The organism is Pseudothermotoga sp. (assembly GCA_025060105.1).
Taxonomy (GTDB): domain Bacteria; phylum Thermotogota; class Thermotogae; order Thermotogales; family DSM-5069; genus Pseudothermotoga_A.
Map to the genome: position 1 here is coordinate 176,715 of JANXCS010000001.1, position 23,054 is coordinate 199,768.

Annotated in this window: 21 protein-coding genes, 2 tRNA genes and 1 rRNA gene; 21 read left to right on the plus strand and 3 right to left on the minus strand. The window is 44.9% G+C overall.

The features are described 5' to 3' along the window. Positions 1–19 precede the first annotated feature (19 nt). From NZ875_00905 to NZ875_00920, 4 genes are all read left to right on the plus strand, one after another. A complete protein-coding gene (locus NZ875_00905; GenBank protein ID MCS7174300.1) occupies positions 20–709 on the plus strand; it encodes a zinc metallopeptidase in 690 nt (229 codons plus the stop codon). Between the two features lie 86 nt (positions 710–795). Beyond that, complete coding sequence (locus tag NZ875_00910) at positions 796–1,632, plus strand: DMT family transporter (GenBank protein ID MCS7174301.1); 837 nt, start codon at positions 796–798, stop codon at positions 1,630–1,632. A 4-nt stretch (positions 1,633–1,636) separates the two neighbouring features. After that, positions 1,637–2,137, plus strand: coding sequence for a nitroreductase family protein (locus NZ875_00915; protein MCS7174302.1), 501 nt, complete (start codon positions 1,637–1,639; stop codon positions 2,135–2,137). Positions 2,138–2,141: 4 nt separating this feature from the next. Then, positions 2,142–3,014, plus strand: coding sequence for a pseudouridine-5'-phosphate glycosidase (locus tag NZ875_00920; GenBank protein MCS7174303.1), 873 nt, complete (start codon positions 2,142–2,144; stop codon positions 3,012–3,014). A 75-nt stretch (positions 3,015–3,089) separates the two neighbouring features. On the opposite strand, the gene pyk is transcribed toward NZ875_00920, so the two are convergent. Next, positions 3,090–4,511: a pyruvate kinase gene (pyk, locus tag NZ875_00925; GenBank protein ID MCS7174304.1), complete on the minus strand. Its 1,422-nt coding sequence runs from the start codon at positions 4,509–4,511 to the stop codon at positions 3,090–3,092. Positions 4,512–4,520: 9 nt separating this feature from the next. Further along, a complete protein-coding gene (pfkA, locus tag NZ875_00930; protein ID MCS7174305.1) occupies positions 4,521–5,480 on the minus strand; it encodes a 6-phosphofructokinase in 960 nt (319 codons plus the stop codon). 57 nt (positions 5,481–5,537) lie between these two features. Between pfkA and NZ875_00935 the strand changes: the two genes are divergently transcribed. From NZ875_00935 to NZ875_00960, 6 genes are read left to right on the plus strand one after another with little or no spacing between them, the layout of a single operon-like run. Beyond that, entirely contained in the window at positions 5,538–5,774 is a 237-nt protein-coding gene (locus NZ875_00935; GenBank protein ID MCS7174306.1) for a DUF2007 domain-containing protein, read from the plus strand. Continuing rightward, positions 5,749–6,846 carry a glycine cleavage system aminomethyltransferase GcvT gene (gene gcvT / locus NZ875_00940; protein ID MCS7174307.1) on the plus strand — a complete coding sequence of 366 codons (1,098 nt, stop codon included), beginning with the start codon at positions 5,749–5,751 and terminating at the stop codon, positions 6,844–6,846. The genes NZ875_00935 and gcvT overlap by 26 nt, the downstream gene beginning before the upstream one ends. Positions 6,847–6,859: 13 nt before the next feature. After that, positions 6,860–7,231, plus strand: a complete 372-nt coding sequence (gene gcvH / locus NZ875_00945; protein MCS7174308.1) for a glycine cleavage system protein GcvH — start codon at positions 6,860–6,862, stop codon at positions 7,229–7,231. Between the two features lie 2 nt (positions 7,232–7,233). Beyond that, positions 7,234–8,565, plus strand: coding sequence for an aminomethyl-transferring glycine dehydrogenase subunit GcvPA (gene gcvPA / locus NZ875_00950; GenBank protein MCS7174309.1), 1,332 nt, complete (start codon positions 7,234–7,236; stop codon positions 8,563–8,565). Then, positions 8,562–9,998: an aminomethyl-transferring glycine dehydrogenase subunit GcvPB gene (gene gcvPB / locus NZ875_00955; GenBank protein ID MCS7174310.1), complete on the plus strand. Its 1,437-nt coding sequence runs from the start codon at positions 8,562–8,564 to the stop codon at positions 9,996–9,998. Before gcvPA ends, gcvPB begins: the two co-directional genes overlap by 4 nt. 56 nt (positions 9,999–10,054) lie before the next feature. Further along, complete coding sequence (locus tag NZ875_00960; GenBank protein ID MCS7174311.1) at positions 10,055–10,714, plus strand: HAD family hydrolase; 660 nt, start codon at positions 10,055–10,057, stop codon at positions 10,712–10,714. 166 nt (positions 10,715–10,880) lie between these two features. Here NZ875_00960 and pfp read toward each other — a convergent pair whose 3' ends face one another. Then, a complete protein-coding gene (gene pfp / locus NZ875_00965) occupies positions 10,881–12,140 on the minus strand; it encodes a diphosphate--fructose-6-phosphate 1-phosphotransferase (protein MCS7174312.1) in 1,260 nt (419 codons plus the stop codon). Between the two features lie 326 nt (positions 12,141–12,466). Here pfp and dapD point away from each other — a divergent pair, with 326 nt between their 5' ends. The 11 genes from dapD to NZ875_01020 all read left to right on the plus strand — a co-directional run bounded on the left by dapD (position 12,467) and on the right by NZ875_01020 (position 23,025). Further along, positions 12,467–13,228, plus strand: a complete 762-nt coding sequence (gene dapD, locus NZ875_00970) for a 2,3,4,5-tetrahydropyridine-2,6-dicarboxylate N-acetyltransferase (GenBank protein MCS7174313.1) — start codon at positions 12,467–12,469, stop codon at positions 13,226–13,228. A gap of 6 nt (positions 13,229–13,234) precedes the next feature. Beyond that, on the plus strand, positions 13,235–14,422 hold the full coding sequence (locus NZ875_00975; protein MCS7174314.1) for an aminotransferase class III-fold pyridoxal phosphate-dependent enzyme: 1,188 nt from the start codon (positions 13,235–13,237) through the stop codon (positions 14,420–14,422). Further along, positions 14,379–15,482 (plus strand): amidohydrolase, encoded by a 1,104-nt coding sequence (locus tag NZ875_00980; protein ID MCS7174315.1) that lies wholly within the window; start codon positions 14,379–14,381, stop codon positions 15,480–15,482. Before NZ875_00975 ends, NZ875_00980 begins: the two co-directional genes overlap by 44 nt. A 42-nt stretch (positions 15,483–15,524) precedes the next feature. Then, positions 15,525–17,471 (plus strand): sodium-translocating pyrophosphatase, encoded by a 1,947-nt coding sequence (locus NZ875_00985; GenBank protein MCS7174316.1) that lies wholly within the window; start codon positions 15,525–15,527, stop codon positions 17,469–17,471. Between the two features lie 6 nt (positions 17,472–17,477). Further along, positions 17,478–18,488, plus strand: a complete 1,011-nt coding sequence (locus tag NZ875_00990) for a 6-phosphofructokinase (GenBank protein MCS7174317.1) — start codon at positions 17,478–17,480, stop codon at positions 18,486–18,488. 10 nt (positions 18,489–18,498) lie between these two features. Beyond that, the gene (gene sdaAB, locus NZ875_00995; GenBank protein MCS7174318.1) at positions 18,499–19,158 is read left to right on the plus strand and encodes an L-serine ammonia-lyase, iron-sulfur-dependent subunit beta; all 660 of its coding nucleotides are present in this window, start codon (positions 18,499–18,501) and stop codon (positions 19,156–19,158) included. A gap of 8 nt (positions 19,159–19,166) precedes the next feature. Continuing rightward, positions 19,167–20,039, plus strand: coding sequence for an L-serine ammonia-lyase, iron-sulfur-dependent, subunit alpha (locus NZ875_01000; protein ID MCS7174319.1), 873 nt, complete (start codon positions 19,167–19,169; stop codon positions 20,037–20,039). Continuing rightward, positions 20,026–21,048: a DUF2804 domain-containing protein gene (locus NZ875_01005; GenBank protein MCS7174320.1), complete on the plus strand. Its 1,023-nt coding sequence runs from the start codon at positions 20,026–20,028 to the stop codon at positions 21,046–21,048. Before NZ875_01000 ends, NZ875_01005 begins: the two co-directional genes overlap by 14 nt. 225 nt (positions 21,049–21,273) lie before the next feature. Next, positions 21,274–22,821 (plus strand): 16S ribosomal RNA (locus NZ875_01010). A 47-nt stretch (positions 22,822–22,868) separates the two neighbouring features. Further along, positions 22,869–22,945, plus strand: a tRNA-Ile gene (locus NZ875_01015). A gap of 4 nt (positions 22,946–22,949) precedes the next feature. Next, positions 22,950–23,025, plus strand: a tRNA-Ala gene (locus tag NZ875_01020). Positions 23,026–23,054 lie beyond the last annotated feature (29 nt).

A 23,054-nucleotide genomic window follows, 5' to 3' on the forward strand; every position in this document is an offset into this window, starting at 1 on the left:
ATGAAGGAGGTGGTGTGTCGTGTTCTTCTATGATCCAACGTTCTTGTTACTCATACCTGCGTTGATACTCGCGTTGTGGGCTCAGATCAAAGTGAGTTCGGCTTTTTCACAATATTCAAGAGTCAAAGCCTCTGTAGGCTTGACTGGAAGTCAACTTGCGATGAGGTTGCTCGAAATAGCAGGAATTTACGATGTTCACATTGAGGCCATGCCCGGTCACCTGACAGACCATTACGATCCAAGGAAAAAGGTCGTAAGGTTATCCTCCTCAACATATGCGAGCCAGTCGGTTGCGGCCCTCGGCGTCGTCGCACACGAAATAGGGCATGCTATACAAGATGCACAGAGAAATCCTTTGCTGGTTTTCAGAACGATTCTAGCACCGGTCGCAAGCCTTGGTTCTTCATTGGCCTGGATACTCTTCATCATGGGTATCATATTTGCGCTACCTGGGCTGTGGCAGTTTGGAATAGTCTTATTTTCACTGGCTGTGCTCTTCAGTTTGATCACGCTGCCTATCGAATACGATGCCAGTAGGAAAGCTCTCAAGCTGTTGAGAGAGAACTTACTGATGTCTGAGGAAGAATTGAAAGGGGTAAGAAAAGTTCTCTCCGCCGCTGCCTTGACATATGTTGCTGCTACAGCAACAGCGATTCTACAACTTTTGAGAATGTTGCTCATCGCTGGCGCTTTCACTAGAAGAGATTGATCAACCAGAAAGCTTCTTCGGAGCCACACATTCGGTGTGGCTCTTATTTTTAGTAGCATTGACTTTGGAGGTGAGTTGTGAAGATCATGGGAAGAGCTAAAGCCATCTTGGTGCTACTCTCTATCACTGTAGCCTGGGGTTTGACGTTTCCAGTTCAGAAAGTAGCGTTGATTGGATCGAATCCTTTTTTTTATAACTTCTTGAGATTTGCTCTCGCAAGTGCGCTCACCTTTTTTATCCTCAGGGGAAAACCACGTTGGAAAGAAGGGTTAATCCTAGGACTTTTTTTGGGTATAGGTTATGCCACACAAACCAGTGGGTTGAAGTTGACTAGTTCAACTAAGAGTGGATTCATTACGTCTTTGTACATACCGTTTGTGCCGGTTTTTTCCTTGTTGATTGAGAGGGTTAAACCCTCGCGACTTCAAATGATTTCTTTTTGCTTGTCCATAATAGGACTTTATCTTCTAAGCAGCCCTTCAAATGATCCCTTCAATTTAGGCGATCTTTTGACTCTGTTTTGCGCGATAGCTTTTGCGATTCAAATTGTCCTCGTTACCCACTACACGAATCGGAAGGAATATGAAGAATCCACTCTGCTATTGCCACAACTGTTATTGACGGCTCTTTTTAACTTGTTGTTATCTCCACTTGGAGGTTCGTTTGGATTCAAAGTAAGCTATGTCATAGCTCTTCTCTTCACCTCAATCGTTGCAACGGTGATCGCACTGTGGGCTCAGCTGAAATTTCAAGCTTGCGTTGGTTCAAATTCTGCGGCGCTCATCTACACAGCCGAGCCGGTATTTGCTTCTCTGTTCGCCTTCTTTTTGATTTCAGAGAAGGTCACAACGACACAGTTTTTAGGCATGATCGTTCTTGTTGTAGCATCTGTTTTAGGAAATATGAAAATGAAAAGGAGGTGATCTTGTGAGCATTATTTATCTGAGAAGAAGCGTTAGAAAATATCAACCGAAAGATGTGGGTGAAGAACTTGTGATTGAGCTTTTGAAAGCAGCCATGCATGCACCTTCTGCTGGTAATGAGCAACCATGGCACTTTGTTGTGATCAAATCTCAGGACAAAAGACAAAAAATAGCTGAGATCCACCCGTACGCCCGAATGGTTTTGCAAGCATCTGTGGCAATTCTAGTCTGTGGTGATTTGAGCCTTGAGAAGTACAAAGGTTTTTGGGTTCAAGATTGTTCAGCAGCTACACTCAATATTTTGCTCAGAGCGGCAGAGCTGGGATTGGGTTCTGTGTGGTGTGGTATCTACCCGGATGAAGCGCGCGTTAGAGCCTTCAAAGAACTTTTCGGTTTACCTGAGAACGTTATACCTTTCTCTCTCGTTCCTGTAGGTTACCCCGCGGAGGTGCCAAAACCGGTTGATCGTTTCAAGCCAGAGAGAATTCATTTCGAAACGTGGTGAGAAAATGAGCGAGAAGGTTCTTGCACTCGAATCGACGGTCATAGCACATGGCCTTCCCAAGCCTTTGAACGTTCAGATAGCACAATTACTGGAGGAAATAGCAAAAGAAAAGGGGTGTGAAGCGAAGACTGTTGCAATAATAGCTGGCAATGTGAAAGTAGGGTTGACCAAGGAAGAAATAGTTCAACTGGGCCTTAGAGATGACGTCATGAAAGTTGGTGTTGCAGAGATCCCAATAGCTGTAGTAAAGAAGGCGTGGGCAGCCACTACGGTTAGTGCCACGATGCGCATTGCCTCGATGCACGGTATAGAGATCTTTGCTACTGGTGGGATCGGTGGTGTGCATGATACGAAAGAGTGGGATGTTTCCCAGGATTTGATAGAGCTTGCAAGAACCCGTATGATCGTTGTCTGTGCTGGTCCAAAGTCAGTGCTCAATCTTAGAGCAACCGTTGAAATGCTCGAAACTCTGCAAGTCACGATTCTGGGTTACAAAACTGACAAATTACCAGCCTTCTTCGTTCGCCAAACTGATATACCCGTTCAAAGGGTGGATAGTGTTTCGGAAATAGCCGAGATTTACCTTACCAAATGTAGGCTGAACTTATCTGGTTCTGTTTTGGTCCTCAATCCCATCCCTTTGGATCATGAAATAAGTGATAGGGAATTCGCTGAGTGGGAGAAAGTTGCCAAGGAAGAACTTAAGAGAGCAAGAATCGAGGGTAAAATGGTAACCCCATTTTTGTTATCAAAGCTCGCCGAAGTTTCTAATGGGAAAACGGTGAGAAGCAACATCGAGCTTTTGAAAAACAACGTCTCGCTAGCTTGTGAGATCGTCAGTGAACTTTCGCAACGTGAAAGTAGAAGCAAATGTTAGTCAGTTTTAGAAAAAGCACCGTCTAAATTTTTTTACGAAAATTCAACCGCATTGTTTTCGAACTTCAAGAAGCAGTCATTCAACGATGTGAACTTTGAGCATATTCGTTGTGCCCACCACTCCACATGGGGTTCCAAGTGTTATGATGACAACATCGGATGGTTCCACATAACCTAAAGTTTTCGCTTTTTCAACAGCAACGTGTAACACGATGTCCACCGAATAAGCCTCTGGGACAAGCACAGGCACCACACCCCACACGATGGGGAGTTGAAAATACGTTGACTCTTTTGGTGTAGTAGCTAAAATGGGACAATTTGGTCTGAAGTAAGAAACTCGTCGTGCGGTGCTTCCAGAAGCGGTGGACGCGATGATTAGTTTTGCGTGAGTTTCCCTAGCGATTTCGTACGAACTCTTTGCGATGGCGTCTGAAGTATCAGTTGATTGCTCACGTCGCCTAGCTTCAAACCAAATTCCAAGTTCGTCCAAGTGTTCTTCCACACTTTTCAATATTTTTTTCATCGTTTCTACTACTAGAACTGGTCTTTCACCGATAGCAGTCTCTATGGTCAACAGCAAACCATCGGCTCCATCTAGAATGGCATTGGCTATATCGGTAACTTCAGTACGAGTTGGTTGAGTGTTCTCGACCATCGACTCGAGCAGCTGCGTGGCAACTATAATGGGTATTCTGAATCTTGAAGCCCTCGAGATCAGCATTTTTTGTAAAATCGGTAAATTCTCCAACGAGGTTTCGACAGCTAGATCGCCTCTCGCGATGATGATGCCGTCGCTTGCTTTACATATCTCCTCAAAATTTTCTAAAGCTTCTTTGGTTTCAATTTTCGCCAGAACGGCAGAAGGAGAATCTAACGTTTCGAGTAAATTCTTGAGTTCATACACATCTTTGGAAGATCTAACGAAGGAGAGACAATAATAATCTATTCTAAGATTCGAAGTGGACTTTATAACGTATCTGTCTTTTTCAGTGATAGAAGGAATCGATAGCTTCACTGTCGGTAAGTTCACACCGCTGTTTTTCTTGATCTTTCCTCCTCTTTCAACGAAGCAATCAACATATTTCCCGTACTTCTTAACGACTCTTAACTGCAATCTGCCATCATCTAAAAGTACAACATCACCTTCATTGATCTGCTGAATCACCCTCGATTCGCTTAGAATGACATATTTTTTGCTGGTTTGTAACTCGGCTTCACTCACTAAAACATTTTCTCCGTCCCGGACTTCCAAAAATTCCAAGCTTGCAGGGAGCTTAATTCTCAGTTTGGAACCAGGTAGGTCTACAATGATTGAGAAAGGTTTAGAAGAATCCATCCTGACTTCATCGAGCAAATTCACCAACTGGATCAGCCTATCCAGTTCATAATGTGTTGCACTCAATCTGAAACCACTCACGCCAGCCTTCAGCAGTTCCCTTATGGTAGTAACGTTTTCACTCTTTGGACCCAAACTGCACAAGATCTTTGTCTTCGTCATGTTGATCCCTCAGGATAGCGTCATGCACATCTCATAAAGTGATAGGTCCAATTTTTTCTTGGTCGAAATTACTTCTTCAGTATCAATCAATGTTATTTGCCCAGATTTGAGGACAGTTGTCGCACATTTTTCTCCGTCAAGCAGAGCTTGTACAGCTCGTACACCCATGCGCGTGGCAAGCAATCTGTCAAAAGCCGTTGGACTTCCACCCCTTTGGATGTGTCCTAATATAGATATTCTCGTTTCATAACCGATTTTGTTCGAAATCTTGCGTGCCACTTCTTCTGCTTTTCCAGCACCTTCTGCGACGACGACTATGCAGTTTAATTTTCCTCTCTTTCGTTCTTCAAGTAATCTCTCTGCGAGTTGGTCAAAATCTATGGGCACTTCTGGGATTATCGCTGCTTCTGCACCTGTGGCGATGGCCGACATGAGTGCGATGTACCCAGATTCTCTTCCCATGACTTCCACTATGAACGCGCGCTCATGTGAGGTGGCCGTGTCTTTAAGCTTCTGTATTGCATCGACGACTGTGTTGAGACAAGTATCAACACCAATACACATGTCGGTGTGTGCGATATCGTTGTCTATCGTACCTGGTACACCTATCACTGGCACACCGAATTCTTTGTGGAACGTTACGGAACCTGTCAGACTTCCCTCGCCCCCTATTACGACCAAGCCTTCTATACCGAATTTCGCAAGTTGGTTGGCCGCTTTCTCTCGACCTTCTCTTGTAAAGAATTCTCCACAGCGACTCGTCCTCAAAATTGTCCCGCCTTTCTCCATGATACCAGCGACGGACGCAAAGTTCAATTCTTTGATGGCTCCATCGATCAAACCACAGTAACCTCGTTCAATTCCAAAAACTTTCAGTCCATTTCTGACCCCATAGCGTACAACAGCTCTAATTGCTGCGTTCATGCCTGGTGAATCTCCTCCACTTGTCAAAACGCCTATTGTTTTCATGCTGATACCCCCAGGTGTTAGAATTATCACTGGAAGAATTATACCAAGTCGAAGGTGATGAAGTTGTGGAAGGTACTTGTTGAAGGTGTGAATATCCCTCTTGCGAGTATGATGAAATCCATCCTTGAACAAAATGGTATTCAAGTTCTGACGAGACCTTCAAAACTGTTCGATCCAGTTATATTCGGTCAAGGTGGTACTGTGGATTTACTCGTGCTGGAAGACAAATTTGAAGAAGCACGTTCTTTGATCGAGGAGGCGCAGAAAAGTGGCGAAGAGGACACCGTTGTATGATGAACACATAAAACTTGGAGCAAGGATGATTGAATTTTCAGGTTGGATGATGCCTCTTCAGTATGAAAATATTGTATCAGAAGTTGAAGCTGTGAGGAAGAACGTAGCAATTTTCGATGTTTCTCACATGGGTGAGATATCGATAGTGGGACCAGACACGGTAAAGTTTTTAGATTGGTTGTTGACGAACGCGTTCAGTACTTTGACTGTCGGACAAGCCATGTATTCAGTCATTTGCAACAAAAATGGAGGTATAATCGATGATTTAATTGCTTACAAAATAGCCGAAGACGAAGCATTGTTGATCGTAAACGCTGCAAACGTTGAGAAAGATTTCAATTGGATCAGTTCATGTGCAAAGAGGTTCAATGTCAAAGTCGAGAATGTTTCCGATCGCTACGGTCTCATCGCAGTTCAGGGGCCGAAGAGCGAAGCACTCTTTTCTTGCGTGTCTTCGGAGGTAACCTCTTTGAGATACTACCACTTCACTAAGTCTGTAATTTTTGGGAAAGAATGCATGGTCAGCAGGACGGGTTACACAGCAGAAGATGGTTTTGAGGTTTGTTGCTCTTGGCAAGACACCCCACATATTTGGCAGAATCTTTTTCGGATAGGTGAAAAATTCGAATTGAAACCCGCTGGACTTGGTGCGAGGGACATCTGCAGATTAGAGGCTTCTTACATGTTGTATGGCAGTGATATGGACGAAAATACAACCCCACTCGAAGTTGGACTCGGATGGGTGGTGAAGTTTGACAAAGATTTCGTGGGGAGAGAAGCATTACTTGCGCAAAAGGAACATGGTGTAACGAGACGTATCAGGGGCTTAAAACTTGAAGGTAAACGGATCGCAAGGCATGGTATGCGTGTTTTAAAAAACGGTAATCAAGTTGGGATGATCACAAGTGGTACTTTCTCTCCCACACTGCAAGCTTCTATCGCGCTGGCTATGCTAGATGCTTCCCTAAAACTGGGAGAAAGAGTGACAGTTGATCTTAGAGGAACAGAGGTTGAGGCGGAAATTGTGAAACTTCCTTTTTACAGGGGGTCCGTAAAGAGCACATCAATTTGAGGAGGTGGCGCAGATGATGAGGTTCACAAAGACGCACGAATGGGTTAAAGTTGAAGGCAAGATAGCGATTGTGGGCATAAGCAACCATGCACAAGAAAAACTGGGTGATGTGGTCTATGTTGAGCTACCACAGGTTGGTAAAATCGTGAAAAAAGGTGAAGCTTTCATGAGTATCGAATCAGTTAAAGCGGCAAGCGATGTCTATGCGCCCGTCAGTGGAAAAATCGTCGAAGTGAATCAAAAGCTTTCCAATCAACCTGAGTTGATCAACAAAGATGCAGAAGGAGAAGGATGGTTGGTGAAGATCGAGATTGTTGATCTAAAAGAATTATCGGATCTCCTTGATGATGAAGCATACAGGAGGTTCTGCGAGGAGGAAGGTTGATTATGTTTCCATACATTCCTCACACGAAAGAAGAGATAGAACAAATGCTAAGAACCATAGGTGTTGATTCTTTAGAGGAACTCTACAAAGATGTGCCAGTTACAGTGCATCAACTGAACCTTCCAAAAAGTCAAGATGAATTCACTGTAGCCAAGAGATTGAAAGAATTGGCTGACAGGAATGTGATATTGGAGAAAGAAAAAATATTCGCCGGGGCTGGTGTATATGTACATTATATCCCTTATGCTGTGAAAGCCATTGTTTCAAAGCCAGAATTTGTAACAGCCTACACTCCCTACCAAGCTGAAGTTTCTCAAGGTACTCTGCAGGCTTTGTTTGAATATCAAACGATGATTTGTGAGCTTACTGGAATGGAAGTTGCAAATTCTTCTATGTACGATGGTGCCAGTGCTTTCGCTGAAGCAGTATTGATGGCTTACAGAATAAACGGTAAAACTAAGATACTGTTGAGTGAAGGCATCCATCCGGAGTACATTCAAACGTGTAGAACGTACTCCAAGGGTGTTGGATTGAAACTTGAGCTTGTTCCAGTTGATGAGAGAGGTACAACAGATCTGAACATTATCTCGAAGCTTCTTGATGCGGATACTGCCGCAGTAGCAGTACAGTATCCAAACTTTTTCGGCATCATCGAGGATTTAAAAGCTATTCGAGAAATTGCAAAAGATATCGTTTTCATAGTGATTGCAGAACCCATCTCACTTGCGCTGCTCGAACCACCAGGGAGTTTTGGTGCGGACATCGTAGTGGGGGATGGTCAACCGTTGGGGATACCGCCAAATTTTGGAGGTCCAACAGTTGGCTTTTTCGCGACGCTGGAAAAACACGTGAGGAAAATGCCTGGTAGGATCATAGGCAGGACCAAAGACGTGGAAGGTAAGACAGGTTATGTGATGATACTTCAAACCAGAGAACAACATATCAGGCGTGAGAAAGCTACGTCTAACATATGCACCAACCACGCTTTGATGGCCTTAACGAATGCGGTTTACATGAGTCTCATGGGACCAGAAGGTTTGCGTGAAGTAGCAAGGAGAAGCCATGCAAACGCGCATTATTTTGCAATGAAACTTCAAGAAAGAGGGTTCAAGTTAAAGTTCGGAGGGTCTTTTTTCAACGAATTTGTAGTTGTAGTCGGCGAAAATTATGAGAAAGTTTGGAAAGAGATCTTCAAGGAAGGATTTTTGGGACCTCTACCTCTCGGGTGGTTCGATGAGCGATACAAAAGTCTCGCGCTCGCTTGCGCAACTGAAGTGAATACGAAGGAGAGTATAGATTCGATGGTGAATATGCTGGAGCGTGGTTTGAAATGACGGTGTTCGAGAAATCTGTGAATGGAAGAATTGGTTTCAAATTTCCCGAATCTGACGTGAACCTTCAAAGTATGGATTTGCCAGGGAATTTAGTTAGAACTCGAAATTTAGGTTTGCCGCAACTCAATGAGGTTGATGTGGTGAGGCATTATACCGAACTTGCTTCAAAGAACTACTCTGTCGATAAAGGATTTTACCCACTAGGATCGTGTACAATGAAATACAATCCAAAATTGAACGAGTTTCTCGCCTCATTGGAGGGTTTCACTGAGTTACATCCATACCAACCACTCGAAACAGTGCAAGGCGCTCTAGAACTGATGTATGAGCTCAAGAAAGCTCTGTGTGAAATAACTGGCATGGATGACATGACGCTTCAACCAGCTGCTGGTGCTCACGGTGAATTGACTGGTTTGCTCATAGTGAAAGCTTATCATCTTTCAAAAGGAGATACTAAACGAACGGTTGCCTTGATACCGGATTCGGCCCACGGAACAAACCCAGCTTCTGCAGCTATGGCTGGATTCGAAGTTTTAGAGTTGAAATCTACTAAAGAAGGTCTCTTGGACATCGAGGAACTCAGAAGATACTTGAATGAAAGAGTGGCCGTTCTCATGCTCACTAATCCAAACACACTTGGTTTGTTTGAAAAAGATATTTTCAAGATTGAACAACTCGTTCACGAAGCTGGCGCTTTACTTTATTACGACGGAGCAAATTTGAACGCCATTATGGGAAGGTTCAGGCCAGGCGATATGGGTTTCGATGTGGTACATCTGAATCTCCATAAGACCTTTTCTGCTCCTCACGGAATGGGGGGGCCTGGCAGTGGACCTGTAGGTGTTAAGGAATTTCTGGCGAGATTTTTACCGATTCCGGTGATCAGAAAATCTGAGGATGGATCATACTACCTCGACTACAATTTACCAGATAGTATCGGAAGAATGAGGAGTTTCTATGGTAATTTCACAGTTTTAGTGAAAGCTTATTCATACATATTGATGATGGGAAGAGATGGGTTAAAGCATGCTAGTGAAATGGCAGTGTTGAATGCTAATTATTTACGAAAGTTACTTTCCAAATACTTCAAAATGGCTTCAGAAAGAGTTTGTATGCATGAGTTCGTGGTTGACGGGAGTGAGTTTGTGAAAAAAACTGGTGTGCGTGTTTCAGACATAGCTAAGCGACTGTTGGACTACGGCGTTCATGCACCAACGGTTTATTTTCCACTGATAGTTCACGAAGCCATGATGATTGAACCTACCGAAACAGAGAGCAAACAAACTCTTGATCAATTTGCAGAAATTATGGGTAAAATTGTTGATGAAGCGATTAGAACTCCTGATCTTGTTAGGAATGCTCCACACAATACTCCTGTAAAGAGATTGGACGATACCGGGGCAACTAAAAATCCGATCTACAGACACCGTTGATCGTTCAAAAAACTTGTTCAAGAGGGGGCGAGAGAGGGAAAAGTGAGGTGATACGAATGAAAGCTCTGCTGCTAGATTATGGTGGAACGCTTGCACTCATTGATGAAGATCGATTCATGGAGAATTATTTTTTCATGCTGAACGTTTTTCTCGTTGAGAGGTACAAAGTGGCTTTAGACCAAGCTGATCTTTTAGATTGCATAGTACATATAACGAAGTGTGCCGATGGGTTCACAAATAATTATGAAAGGCTTCTCAAGTGTTTATCGAGCAAGGTTGAGAAGGTGGATTGGAGAGAAGCTTTTGAAGATTTCTATGCCGGCGGTGAATTCGATGAGCTCGCAAGTTTGGTTAAGCCGAATCAAAAGGTCGTAGAGTCTGCCAAAAAAGCCAGGAGATTTGGTTTATATACAGTGTTAGCAATGAATCCTATCTTTCCGAAAATAGCTGTAGAAAAGCAGTTGAACTGGATTGGCTTGGATGCCACAAATTTTGATCACATCAGTTTCATGGAGAACTCGCACTATTGCAAACCCGATCCGAGGTATTACTTAGAGATTTGCAAGGTCTTATCTATAGAGCCGAAGGATTGTTTGATGGTTGGCAACGACGATTTTCTCGATGGATCTTGTGTTAGCATTGGCATGAAATATAAACCAGTTGAGCTCTTCTCTCAAGATGGTAAAAAAGATCCACGTGAGTGGTTTTTTGATTGATATCGAGCATTCACAATAAAACTTCTTCACGCCTGACTGCTTAGAACGGGAAAGGGGGGAAAAAAGATGGCTTGCGGTCAGAAGAAGGAAGAAAAGAAACAAGAAGCTCCAAAGAAAGAAGAAAAGAAGGGCAAGAAATGAACAAACCCCGGCTTGAAGCCGGGGTTCAATCCGCTATGTTTGCAAATTTTTGTGCGAATTGTTCCGGAGTCATTTTGGCTATTGAAGCCAGTTTAGAGAGCATAGTGGGATCTTCCAGATCTCTCTTTGTAAGTTTTATCATGTAACTCTTCGCAACCTTGTAATGTTCAGAATTTAGATCTACTAAGCGTACCTTGGTTCTTCCAGTTTTAGGATCTATCAGTTCTTCAAAGGGTAAAACAGTTATTCTGCCTTGGTCCACACAAACCATACCGTTACTCAATTTTGGCTCTATTTTTCCAAGCAGGAATTGAACCGCACCGTATCCCAGTGTTCTTGTGTAATCAATATCGAACGGAATGGGTCTAGCGCATCTCAGTTCATAGCCTAGTGTGACATCAACGATTGGCATTTCTTCGCCTCTTTCAGCGAATCTTTTCTGGATTTCTCTTTTCAATATTGTAGCGAGTGGTATTTCACTCAATCTGATATGACCATGTGGATCTTCTTTAACAATCACACCGGGTATCCTCGCAAGTTCCTGCTTGTCGAGTATCTCACCTATTCCTTCAGCTATCACAGCAAGACCATCATTTCTTCCAAGCGCCCTTCGTTTTATTATCGCTGCTTCGAGTACATCGCAAACTTCAGACAAGCTCACTTTCTCCTTTCGGAATTCTTCTGCGATGACCGTTACAGTTGCGCTGGCAGCTTTTCCTATTCCGAGCGCAAGGTGTCCGGCCTTCCTACCCATGACCACTACGAAGTACCATCTGTTGGTAGTTCTTGAATCTTGAAGCAGATTATAGACAAGCTCTGTACCCACGTGGCGAGCGGTTTCGTACCCAAAGGTCGGCATACCACCGGGCAAGGGCAGATCGTTATCAATGGTCTTAGGAACATGAGCCACGCGGATTGAACCCCCAGATAATTTTGAAACCGCCGATGCAGAGAAGGCGGTATCGTCGCCACCGATGGTCACAAGATACTTCACGTTGAGTTTTTTCAAAGTTTCGACAACGCTCTCAAGATCTTTTTGATTCTTAGTTGGATTCGCCCTCGAAGTTCTGAGGATCGAGCCACCTTCAGTGTGAATTCGTGACACATCCGAGATGCTGAGCGATCTTATCATATCCGTTCTGCCCTTCATGAGATGCTCAAATCCATCGTATATTCCTATCACCTCAAGCCCATTGTTTGTAGCTTCAATAGTTACGGCGTTTATGACGCTGTTTATACCAGGAGCAGGTCCTCCTCCGACCAAGATTGCAACACGTTCTGGCATTCTCACTACACCTCCTCTTCAAAATTATAAATGTGCTCGGTATCGACCGTGTGGTTAACAATTTCGTCAGAGAGTTTTATTTATTTGTTCAGCAATTGGTGTTCTAGATGAGGTTAGAATTCAAACTAAAGAGAGGTAGTGTTTGTGACATGTTGAACGAAGGTCTTATTGGAACGTTTTTGAAGGTCCAAATGAAGATGGAGAAGAAGTGCAACCGCCCGGTGATCTGTGGCGGTGTGTGCTCATTGTAGCACACCAGTCGGAGGAGAAAGATCACCGGGCTACCGAAAAAGGTAGCCCGGTTTTTTTATAGGAGGGGTGAAAGCATGGTGGGTGAACCTGCAGAAATTACTAGTACCGAGAGTGTGGAGTTTCAAAGTACGGAACAGATCATCGAAATGATCAGCAAGTCAAAGAAAAAAACACCGATCATCGCTTATGTGAAGGGAAGACTAGATCGAGTTGATTTCTCATCGGTACGCTTTTTTGGCACCCATGAATTCGGTATTGTCGTAGCAGATTACGAAGATTTCAAAAATTTGATCGAAAACCACCGTCAATTCATCGAAGATTTTCATCTGCAGGTTACAGCAAGAAATTCAGCGCTCCCTCTAGCTGATCTAACGAAGTACAATGCGAGAATAGAACCCGGTGCGATTATAAGGGACATGGTAAAGATTGGGGATGGAGCTGTGATCATGATGGGTGCTGTCATCAACGTTGGAGCCACGATCGGTGAAAGAACCATGATTGACATGAACGCCGTTGTGGGGGCGAGGGCTGTGATTGGGAAGAATTGTCACGTTGGTGCAGGAGCTGTCATTGCGGGTGTTTTAGAACCGCCTTCTGCAGTACCAGTAGTGGTGGAGGACGATGTAATGATTGGTGCGAACGCTGTAGTTCTTGAAGGTGTAAGAGTTGGTAGAGGAGCCGTGGTAGCTGCAGGGGCAGTTGTCATCAATGATGTGGAGCCGTACACGGTTGTTGCTGGTGTACCTGCGCGATTCGTTAAAAGGGTCGACGAGAGAACAAGAGAAAAGACTAAAATAGTTGAAGCACTCAGGCATTTGAATACAACTATTAGGTGATCGTGTATGGAGCACATCTGTCAGGTTTACAAGCCTTTCCCTATACAGATAGACCGTGCGAGGGGGGTTTACATATACTCTAAGGACGGTAAACGTTATTTTGATTCCTTTTCAGGCATAGGTGTTTTAGCCTTCGGACATGGTGATGAAGACATCAAGAAAGTCATGATCGAGAAAATGGAACGTTATATACACACATCGAATTTTTTCTTCGATGAAGACGCCGAAGAAGTAGCAGAAAAGTTAGTTAAAAAGACAGGTAGAACTGGCAGAGTATTTTTTGCAAATTCCGGTGCTGAAGCTAATGAAGCGGCATTGAAGGCTGTTAAAAAATTGCGGAAGGGTTTGATAGTATCCTTCGAAAAGAATTTTCATGGTAGGACTATTGCCACACTTTCGCTCACAGGATTCGAAAATTTGAGGAAGCCATTTGAACCCCTCGTTCCAGAAGTGATTATTTTACCTTACAACGATGTGAGATCCTTTGAATTTTTCCTTGAAAAGAGAGGAACAGAAATTGCAGCTGTATTTGTTGAGTGTATCCAGGGCAGTGGTGGTTTGAATGTCCTGAGTAAGGATATTGCCAGGCTCATCATGCAGGCGAAAATCGATTTTGGGTATCTGCTGGTCGCAGATGAGGTTCAATCCGGCCTTGGTAGGACGGGCAAATTCTTTGCCTATCAGCATTTTGATTTACAGCCTGATATTGTTACTGTTGCAAAAGCACTGGGAGGAGGTTTACCTCTCAGTGCTGCATTGTTTCTCGATGAAGTGAAAGATGTATTTGGTTATTCAGATCATGGATCCACCTTTGCTCCAAACCCCATTGCACTTGCAGGTGCAAAGGTGGTCTTGTCAAAATTGAGCGATGATTTCATAGAATCAGTTGCGAAAAAAGGTGATTTCCTCAAGAAAGAACTTTTAAAAATGACCCCGAGATTGATTCAAAAGATCAAAGGTCTCGGCCTAATGCTGGGCGTTGAAGTTGGAGTGGATACCAATTTTCTGAGGCAAACTGCCATGAAAAATGGGCTTTTGCTGAATATTGTTTCCAACAACATCGTGAGGCTCCTTCCAGCTCTCAATATCACCTTAGAGGAGATTAAAGAGATGGTAGATCTGCTCGAAAGGAGTTTGGATGAGGTGAACTATGGACGAGATCACGCTGAGAAGGTTGATTCATCAAAATCCTGAACTAGCGTTCGAAGAACACAACACTCAGAGATTGATCGTTGAATTTTTGCGTGAATTGGGTATGAACAATTTTGTGAAGATCGGTACGGGTGTTTTAGCTCCCGTTGTTAGGGCTAAGGATGAGGCTTTCATCATCGTGAGGGCAGAAATGGACGCCCTACCTATCGAAGAAAAAACAGATTATGCTTTCCGCTCAAAAAATGGAAAGATGCATGCGTGTGGTCATGATTTTCATATTGCAGCAGTTTGCCGTGTCGTTAGACGTGTCATACAAGAAAAACTTCGAGGAAACTTTTTGTTTGTTTTTCAACCAGCCGAGGAAAGCGGCGCTGGTGCCAAGATCATCGTTGAACACATACTTCAGTGGGATTTCAAGGTAAAGGCTGCACTGGCAATGCATGTTACGGATGAATATCCAGTGGGAGTCATTGCGAGTAAGCCGGGGGTTCTTTTCAGTGCTTCTTGTGAGGCAAATGTTCGAGTGGAAGGTCAACCCGTTCATGTGGCGATGCACAAACTTGGTAAAGATGCACTGCGTGGAGCCATTGAATTTCTGAAAGGTATTTACAACTCTGATTGGGAGGACTCGCTCGTTTACTTTGGAAAACTTTCCGCAGGACAAGCAAGGAATGTGGTGGCTGGCGAAGCACTCCTTGAGGGAACTATCAGAGCCCGCAGTCTTGAAAAGGTAGAAGAAATCGTAAAAGGGATACGTGAACTTGGAAGAATGGTCGAACAAGAAACAGGATTAAAAGTTTATGTGGATCTTGGAGCCAAATGTCCCGAAGTCAACGTTAACGAAGATTTGTTTGTAATTCTAAAGAACATTTCAAAGCAGTATGAGATCGAATGTCTACAGTGTGAAGTGAAACTCACCGCAGAGGATTTTGGTTATTTCTCCAGACATTTCCCGACTTTGATGTTTTGGTTTGGCGTCAGAGAAAGTTCTCACATTGAGGGGTTGCACTCCGCAAAGTTTTTACCAAGCGATGAATTGATACCTCTAGCAGGAGACTTTTTGACAGGCATTCTTGATTCATTGTGCAAAGATCAGCTATGATATAACTATCAGGAAACATTCGACAAGAGGAGGTGCACCCCTTTGTTTTTGGCATTCATTGCTTCACTTTTGGGATTAGCTTACGTGCTGCTCCTTTCCATGAAGATTTTGGACAGTAGCCCTGGCAATGAAAAAACGATGCAACTTTCAGAGATCATTCAAAAAGGCGCTAGATCTTTTTTGTTTCAAGAGTACAAGGTCTTTTTACCGTTCGTTCTTGCTCTATCCATTTTACTTGGTATCTCATTGGATTGGTATATTTCGGCAGTTTTTACCGTTGGTGCAATTCTCTCAACGCTCAGCGGTTTCTTCGGTATGGCGGTGGCCACGAAAGCGAATGCTCGAACGAGTTGGGCAGCGAGATCCAGTCTTGGAAAAGCTTTGAAAATTTCTTTCAGTGGTGGAGCCGTCATGGGTTTAACAGTTTCATCGCTTGGTTTGCTGGGATTGGTATTAGTGTACATATTGGCCAAGGACGTTTCAAAAGCTAGTTATTATTCGTTGGGAGCTTCTTTCGTTGCCCTTTTTGCAAGGGTTGGAGGGGGTATATTCACAAAGGCAGCCGACGTGGGTGCCGATATTGTTGGAAAAACTGAGGCCAATCTTCCCGAAGACGATCCGAGGAATCCTGCTGTAATTGCAGATAACGTTGGTGACAATGTGGGTGACGTGGCCGGTATGGGAGCAGATTTGTTTGAATCGTATGTTGGTTCAATGTTCTCCGCCCTCGCTCTGGCTTCCGCTTTAGGTGATGAACGTAAGCTTAACTTCGTCATGTTCACAGTTTCCATGGGTTTGTTGTCATCCATGTTTTCAGTGTGGTTGACAAGGTTTCTCAGTGATAAAACAAAGAATGTTGCTTCGACTCTAAGGATTGGTACACTCATGGCAAATATAGTTCTAGCTGTATGTCTCATGTTTTACTCGATCATTCAGGAGAGCTTCAAAGAATTTTTTGTTGTGCTAGTTGGTATCATCATTGGTATCACGATCGGCTTACTCACGGAGTATTACACTTCTGGTGCTAGAATAGAAAAACTTGCAAGATCCGCTTTAATGGGTCCTGCAAATCTTTTGATCAATGGCCTAGCTCTTGGTATGGAGTCAACGCTCATTGTGACTATCATGATAGCTGCTGGTGTGATTTTTTGTCATTGGTTACTTGGTTTGTTTGGAGTGGCTCTTGCTGCAGTTGGAATGCTTGCCACCTTAGGAATGAGTCTCTCAATAGATGCTTATGGTCCCATAGCGGACAACGCCGGTGGTATAGCTCAGATGGCGAGTTTGGGAGAAGAAGTCAGGAAAGTGACAGATCAGCTTGATGCTGTGGGTAACACCACTGCAGCGATGGGCAAGGGGTTTGCCATAGCTTCCGCTGCCATGACGAGTTTGGCACTTTTTGCTAATTTTGCCAGTGTATCTCACATGGGAAATTTGGATATAAGGCAACCCACCCTTTTTGTTGGCGCTTTGATCGGGGCAATGTTACCTTTCCTTTTCAGCGCCCTGGCAATGAAAGCTGTAGGTTGCGCAGCAGACGAAATGGTTGAGGAAATCAGAAGACAGATAAGGGAAATACCAGGCATCATATCTGGTGAAACTCTTCCAAATTACGCTAAATGTATTCAAATAGCGACCAGAGGCGCTCTCAAGAGAATGGTGGTTCCCACCCTGCTGGCAATTGGTTCACCCACCCTGGCTTATTTAACAATCGGTGTCATTGGGACCGCAGGACTATTAATTGGTGCCACGGTGTGTGGTGTGATGGTTGCGATTTTTATGGCTAATTCGGGTGGAGCATGGGATAATGCGAAGAAATACGTTGAAGATGGACACTTTGGTGGTAAAGGTTCTATAACGCACAAAGCCACAGTCATCGGTGATACTGTGGGAGATCCATTCAAAGACACCGCTGGTCCATCAATAAACATTCTAATTAAGCTCATGGCAATCACATCAGTAGTGATAGCTACAATGATGGGGAGGTAAGGATGTATGAAAAGAGCGGCCGTTCTCTGCGTGGGTAATGACTGTCCCGGTTTGAATGCAGCCATCAGAGCTATAGTAGTTAAGAGTACAGAGCTTGGGATTGAAGTTCTCGGTGTCAGAGATGGTTTTGAGGGACTCTTGAAAGACAATCTTGATGTATTGACTAAGATGAACGTGTCTGGAATCTTACACAGAGGAGGCACCATTTTAGGTACATCGTTACTGATACCAGAAACTGAAGAACAGATCAAATCCATTCAGAGGAAAGTAGAGCAGTATGCGATCACTTCATTGTTGATTCTTGGGGGCAGACTTGGGGCAAGGTCTGCATTGAACCTTGCAAAGTATGGAGTGCCTTCTGTGCTCATTCCGGCGACTATAGACAATGATCTTGCCTTCAGTGATTTTTCGATAGGCTTCTTCACGGCAGTTGAAAATGTTAAGAATGCTTTGGATGTACTTCATTCTACTGCGGAATCTCACCATAGAGTGATGATAGTTGAAACCATGGGTAGGCCGGGAGGTTGGATAGCCACCGTTGGAGGATTAACAGGCGGAGCAGATTACGTTGTGTCCAGCGCGGAACCCTTTGAACCGATGGATCTTCTCAAAAGAATAAAAGTACGTTACGAAGGTCATAAGAAATTTTCCATCATCGTTGTTGAGAGTGGTGTCAAATTACCCGAGGATTTTTATGAAAACTTAAACCTCTCGAAGGATACACCAGCATCGCAAGCTATAGGTACATTTGTGGAGAAAAATTTCAAAGAACTTGGGGTGGAGTGGAGATACACCAACCTTGGATACTTGCAACGTGGTGGTAGCCCAGTGGCAATGGATCGCTTGATAGCCACGTTAATGGCTACCAGAGCTGTGGAGATGATTAAAGTGGCTAAAGTGTACCATGCAGTAGGTATGAAAGGTCTGACTGTGACGGAAGCACCGTATTCTGAAACTATGTTGAATATCAGAGCTGTTGAAGACTACCTGAAAGTACTTGTCAAACTCTTTTACTGAGGTGGTTCCTTTGGGGTTGCTTCAAATACTTGGACCTGTGATGGTTGGTCCTTCAAGCTCGCATACACTTGGGGCGATGAGAATAGCAAAGTTCGTACGAAAGTTCATATCAAATCTACCGGATGAGGTTCATTTCGTCCTTCACGGATCGTTCGCGATGACTGCTGAAGGACATGGAACGAAGAAGGCTTTGCTGGCGGGTATTCTGGATCTAGATTATGATGATGAAAGAATTGCTCAGTCTTACACGTTGGCAAAACAAATCGGTTTGAAATTCAGTTTTGAAGTGGCTGACCTTGGGGATGTCCATCCGAATACTGTGCGTGTGAAATTCCATCACAATGGACTTTATCATGAAATAGAAGGTTGTTCCATAGGTGGGGGTGCAATAAGAATCAAAAAAATAGATGATGTTGATTGTGATCTGAATTGGAACTACGATACTTTGATCATCATAAATAAAGATGAACCAAAAGCGTTGATGAGGATTCTCAGCTGCGTGGATGCGAACATAGCTAACCTGTATTTAAGGCGAATCAACATGCTGCAGCAAAGAGCTGTGACCATCATAGAACTCGACGAATCCAAATTCAATGTCGAGAAAATCCGCAATTTAGATGTGGTTTTTGAATACTATTTTGTTCCTAAAGATCATCTTATGGGGAGTTGATTGAGAAGATGAAATTCTTACAGTTGTTGAACGTGGCTCAAAAAGCAAATCAACCTTTTCATGAGGTAGTGTTGGTTGAACAAATGTTAGAAGATGGCTCAGATCCGCTCGAAATGAAATCAAAAGTGCGTTCGCTTTTACATACCATGTTAGAAGTTGCCGAATATAATTACGGTAAGATTCAAAAGACTTTGGTTGGATTGTGTGGCAACAACGCGTATCTTCTCTCACTTTATGAACCTAAGGTCATGAGTGAGTTCATGCACACAGCTATGGTAGCAGCTCTATCAGTCGCAGAGGCAAACGCTTCGATGAAAAAAATTGTTGCGTGTCCAACTGCTGGATCGTGTGGTGTTATGCACGGGATGATCTATGCGCTTGCTAAAGTCACGCAAATAGATGAAGATCGACTAGTGAACGGTTTAATAGTGGCCGGGATCTTTGGAGATATCATTGCTAAAACTGTTTCGATATCTGGTTCTGTAGCGGGATGCCAAGCTGAGATAGGTACAGCCGCTGCGATGGCGAGTGCGATGATCGTTTATGTGTTGACTCAGGATGCTGAAAAATCTTCTCATGCTGCAGCTTTGTGTTTGAAATCGCTCATGGGATTAGTGTGTGATCCTATTGGTGGTTATGTAGAAGTACCGTGTGTCAAGAGAAATGCAGTAGCTGTCGCTGTCGCAATAGCCTCAGCAGAGATGGCACTTTCTGGCATCAAAAGTGTGATACCCTTTGATGAAGTTGTAGAAGCCATGGCAAAAGTGGGAAAAAGTTTGCCTGAAGAACTGAGAGAAACAGGCCGCGGTGGCATAGCTGGTACCAAAACGGCATGTTCAATACTTCAATCTTTCAGGAGTGGTGTGGTTGAAGAAAACTAGCAAAACTAACAATGAAATAACCCATCATGTAGATCTATGTGTTGGTGGAAAACTGAATCCCACCGCTTTAGGTTGGAGTAGAAGACCTTTGATTCGTCCAAATGTCAGTGGTCATTTTCTGAGAAAGAAAAAATGGAACTACTGGGCTGTGATGAACGACGTGTGCTTCTTCTCAGTGACAATTTCTAACATAGATTATCTTGGGCTAGCTTCTGTTTTCTTTCTCGATTTAGAGAGTAAGGCTTTTTTCGAAGAGAAGGTTATCACACCGTTTGGAATTGGTTGTGATTTACCTGAGACCATCTATGAAAGTGTATCGTTCCGTTCAAGAAGGTTAATACTCGAACTTCAATCAGACCAGGAAAGTGTTTCGATGAATGTTTCGGTCGCAAATACCAATCTTGGACGAGTTGATGCACAACTTAAGGTTTACTGGTCATCGTACGAGTCTTTAACAGTAGTTGTACCGTGGTCCTGGAGGAAATTTCAGTTAACAACTAAATGTGTTGGGTTACCTGTAGAAGGTACAGTGATTGTTGGAAACAGAATCTATGAGTTCGATGTGAGCAGGTCGTTCGCCACACTTGATTTCGGAAGGGGTGTGTGGAAGTATAGAACTTTCTGGAATTGGGCGAGCTTTGCAACAATTGTCAATAAAAACGTTGTAGGAATCAACTTGGGTGCAGGATGGACGGACGGAACAGGAACAAACGAGAACGCAATTTTTGTGAACGGAAGAGTCTTTAAAATAAAGAGTGATGTTGCGTTTGATTATGACGTCGAAGATTTGTTCAAGCCCTGGCATATATACACGAAATCGAGCGACGAAGTCGAGTTAGAATTTTACCCGATATTTGAGAGAAGATCAAAGAATAATCTAATACTTGTGTCTTCAGAGACACATCAAATGATAGGTAAATTCAAAGGTTTCGTTAGGGTTGAGAACGGCAGTCTATACATCGTTGAGGACGCGCTTGGCTGGTCGGAAGAACATCGAGCTCGCTGGTGAGGTAGTCTCAAAGTGGTTTACCTTCTTGTAACTTGACATGGCTTGGTGTCGATGCTAATATGTGTATCGGCAGTCGTAAGGACAAAAGAGGTCTTCGGTGAGAACTGAATAAATCCAAAGAGAGTCTAATAAAAGGCTCGAGTTTCTTTGTCCTCGGGTCATTGAAAAATGGATAGCAGTCCCGCCAAATCAAAGAGCTAAGGATCTAAAACCTTCTGTTTAGATTTTGTGGAGGGTTTGATCCTGGCTCAGGGTGAACGCTGGCGGCGTGCCTAACACATGCAAGTCGAGCGGGTATCCGCAAGGATACCAGCGGCGAACGGGTGAGTAACGCGTGGGTAATCTACCCCTCGGAGGGGGATAACTGGGGGAAACCTCAGCTAATACCCCATACGATCCGGTAACGGTGGTTATCGGATGAAAGGGGCGTTTGCTCCGCCGAGGGATGAGCCCGCGTCCCATCAGGTAGTTGGTGGGGTAATGGCCCACCAAGCCTACGACGGGTAGCCGGCCTGAGAGGGTGGTCGGCCACAAGGGCACTGAGACACGGGCCCTACTCCTACGGGAGGCAGCAGTGGGGAATCTTGGACAATGGGCGAAAGCCTGATCCAGCGACGCCGCGTGGGGGAAGAAGCCCTTCGGGGTGTAAACCCCTGTTGCGAGGGAGGAATAAGACTTGGAGGAAATGCCAAGTCGATGACTGTACCTCGCGAGAAAGCCCCGGCTAACTACGTGCCAGCAGCCGCGGTAATACGTAGGGGGCGAGCGTTACCCGGATTCACTGGGCGTAAAGGGGGTGTAGGCGGCTCGGTAAGTCGGGTGTGAAATCCCACAGCTCAACTGTGGAATTGCGCCCGAAACTGCCGAGCTTGGGGCCGGTAGAGGGAGACGGAACTGCCGGTGTAGGGGTGAAATCCGTAGATATCGGCAGGAACGCCGGTGGGGAAGCCGGTCTCCTGGGCCGCGCCCGACGCTGAGGCCCGAAAGCTAGGGGAGCAAACCGGATTAGATACCCGGGTAGTCCTAGCCGTAAACGATGCCCACTAGGTGTGGGGGAGTAATTCCTCCGTGCTGGAGCTAACGCGTTAAGTGGGCCGCCTGGGGAGTACGCCCGCAAGGGTGAAACTCAAAGGAATTGGCGGGACCCCGCACAAGCGGTGGAGCGCGTGGTTTAATTGGATGCTGAGCCAAGAACCTTACCAGGGCTTGACATGCAGGTGGTACCGACCCGAAAGGGAAGGGACCCCATCCTTTTGGGTGGGGAGCCTGCACAGGTGGTGCACGGCCGTCGTCAGCTCGTGCCGTGAGGTGTTGGGTTAAGTCCCGCAACGAGCGCAACCCCTGCCCTTAGTTGCCATCGGTTCGGCCGGGCACTCTAAGGGGACTGCCGGCGACGAGCCGGAGGAAGGAGGGGACGACGTCAGGTACTCGTGCCCTTTATGCCCTGGGCGACACACGCGCTACAATGGGTGGTACAGAGGGTTGCAACCCCGCGAGGGGAAGCCAATCCCTAAAACCACCCCCAGTTCGGATCGCAGGCTGCAACCCGCCTGCGTGAAGCCGGAATCGCTAGTAATCGCGGATCAGCCACGCCGCGGTGAATACGTTCCCGGGGTTTGCACACACCGCCCGTCAAGCCACCCGAGTCGGGGGCACCCGAAGACGCTCATCCTAACCCGAAAGGGAGGGAGGGCGTTGAGGGTGAACCTGGTGAGGGGGGCTAAGTCGTAACAAGGTAGCCGTACTGGAAGGTGCGGCTGGATCACCTCCTTTCTAGGGAGAAAGAGCGGGACTGCTATCCATCTTTGAGTGACTCGAGAGGGCTCGTAGCTCAGGTGGTCAGAGCGCACGCCTGATAAGCGTGAGGACGGAGGTTCGAGTCCTCCCGAGCCCACCATGGCGGGGACGTAGCTCAGCTGGGAGAGCGCCTGCTTTGCAAGCAGGAAGTCAGGGGTTCGAATCCCCTCGTCTCCACCAAGGGAAGGGTCTTTGAAAACTGCATAGGA

Coding starts and splice junctions, on each gene's coding strand:
- NZ875_00975 (MCS7174314.1), top strand. CDS start 13,235: ATGGAGCACATCTGTCAGGTTTACAAGCCTTTCCCTATACAGATAGAC.
- gcvPB (MCS7174310.1), top strand. CDS start 8,562: ATGACGGTGTTCGAGAAATCTGTGAATGGAAGAATTGGTTTCAAATTT.
- dapD (MCS7174313.1), top strand. CDS start 12,467: ATGGTGGGTGAACCTGCAGAAATTACTAGTACCGAGAGTGTGGAGTTT.
- NZ875_00980 (MCS7174315.1), top strand. CDS start 14,379: ATGGACGAGATCACGCTGAGAAGGTTGATTCATCAAAATCCTGAACTA.
- pfkA (MCS7174305.1), bottom strand. CDS start 5,480: ATGAAAACAATAGGCGTTTTGACAAGTGGAGGAGATTCACCAGGCATG.
- pyk (MCS7174304.1), bottom strand. CDS start 4,511: ATGACGAAGACAAAGATCTTGTGCAGTTTGGGTCCAAAGAGTGAAAAC.
- pfp (MCS7174312.1), bottom strand. CDS start 12,140: ATGCCAGAACGTGTTGCAATCTTGGTCGGAGGAGGACCTGCTCCTGGT.
- NZ875_00910 (MCS7174301.1), top strand. CDS start 796: ATGGGAAGAGCTAAAGCCATCTTGGTGCTACTCTCTATCACTGTAGCC.
- gcvPA (MCS7174309.1), top strand. CDS start 7,234: ATGTTTCCATACATTCCTCACACGAAAGAAGAGATAGAACAAATGCTA.
- NZ875_00990 (MCS7174317.1), top strand. CDS start 17,478: ATGAAAAGAGCGGCCGTTCTCTGCGTGGGTAATGACTGTCCCGGTTTG.
- NZ875_01000 (MCS7174319.1), top strand. CDS start 19,167: ATGAAATTCTTACAGTTGTTGAACGTGGCTCAAAAAGCAAATCAACCT.
- NZ875_00920 (MCS7174303.1), top strand. CDS start 2,142: ATGAGCGAGAAGGTTCTTGCACTCGAATCGACGGTCATAGCACATGGC.
- gcvH (MCS7174308.1), top strand. CDS start 6,860: ATGATGAGGTTCACAAAGACGCACGAATGGGTTAAAGTTGAAGGCAAG.
- NZ875_00935 (MCS7174306.1), top strand. CDS start 5,538: ATGAAGTTGTGGAAGGTACTTGTTGAAGGTGTGAATATCCCTCTTGCG.
- NZ875_00960 (MCS7174311.1), top strand. CDS start 10,055: ATGAAAGCTCTGCTGCTAGATTATGGTGGAACGCTTGCACTCATTGAT.